At 76.3% G+C, this 1,167-nt stretch carries 2 protein-coding genes; both read left to right on the top strand.

Annotation, left to right across the window (positions count from 1 at the left end; all coding sequences use genetic code 11):
• Positions 1–890, top strand: an 890-nt coding sequence (locus HGA02_RS19935) for a histidinol-phosphate transaminase (protein WP_168681160.1), incomplete at its 5' end; no start/stop codon positions are given.
• Positions 887–1,167 (top strand): MFS transporter (locus HGA02_RS19930; RefSeq protein WP_168681158.1); only part of this gene is annotated, 281 nt, incomplete at its 3' end. The genes HGA02_RS19935 and HGA02_RS19930, both read left to right, overlap by 4 nt.

Genomic DNA, 1,167 nt, shown 5'->3' with positions numbered 1-1,167 from the left:
CGGCGCTCGCGGGGCACCTGACCGCCGACACGGGCGTGCCGCTCGACGCGCGGCGGGTGTGGGCGGCGAACGGGTCGAACGAGGTCATGCAGCAGCTGCTGCAGGCGTTCGGCGGGCCGGGCCGGCTGCTGCTGTCGTACGGGCCGACGTACCCGATGTACCCGGAGTACGCGCGCAACACCGGGACCGGGTGGCGGTGCGAGCCGCGCGACGAGCGGTACGGCGTCGACCCCGCACGCCTCGTCGACGACCTCGTGACGCACCGGCCCGCGGTCGTCGTGCTCGCGTCGCCCAACAACCCGACGGGGACCGCGCTGCCGCTCGCGACGGTGACCGCCGCGCTCGACGCGGCACCCGGGCTCGTCGTGGTCGACGAGGCGTACGCGGAGTTCCGCCGCGCGGGCGTGCCGAGCGCGGTCGAGCTGCTCGACGGGCACCCGCGCCTGGTCGTCGTGCGGACGCTCAGCAAGGCGTTCGCGGGGGCCGGGGCGCGGATCGGGTACCTCGCGGCGGACCCGGCGGTGGTCGACGTGCTGAGGGTCGTCCGGCTGCCGTACCACCTGTCGGCGCTCACGCAGGCCGCGGGCTGCGCGCTCCTGGCGTACCGGACCGAGCAGCTGCGCACCGTCGACGCGCTGCGCCGCGGACGGGACGACCTGGTCGCCTGGCTGCGCGCACGTGGCTGGACCGTGCCGGACTCCGACGCGAACTTCGTGCTCGTCGGGCCGTTCGACGACGCGCGTGCGGTCTGGGAGCGCCTGGTCGCGCACGGGGTGCTGGTGCGGGAGATCGGCGGTCCGGGGCAGCTGCGGGTGTCGATCGGGACGCCCGAGGAGATGGCGGCGTTCCGCGCCGCGTTCTCGGCGGTCACGTCCGCGGGTGCCCCGTGACGATGCGCGCGGCGCGCACCGGGATCGGCCTGCTCACCGCCGCGACGTTCATGCTCTTCCTCGACGTCACGGTCGTGAACGTCGCGCTCGACCGGATCGGCACGGAGCTCGGCGGCGGGCTGGGCGCGCTGCAGTGGGTGCTCGACGCGTACACCGTCGCGCTCACCGTCGGGCTGGCCGGAGCCGGGCCGCTCGTCGACCGGTACGGGCCGGTCCCGGTCGCGGTCGTCGGCGTCGCGGTGTTCACGGCCGCGTCGGCGGCGTGCGCGCTCGCGCC

It is taken from the genome of Cellulomonas septica, assembly GCF_012396155.1.
GTDB classification, from domain to species: Bacteria; Actinomycetota; Actinomycetes; order Actinomycetales; family Cellulomonadaceae; genus Cellulomonas; species Cellulomonas septica.
Note: the sequence above shows the minus strand (reverse complement) of the source record. Positions and strands in the feature narration are given on the sequence as shown.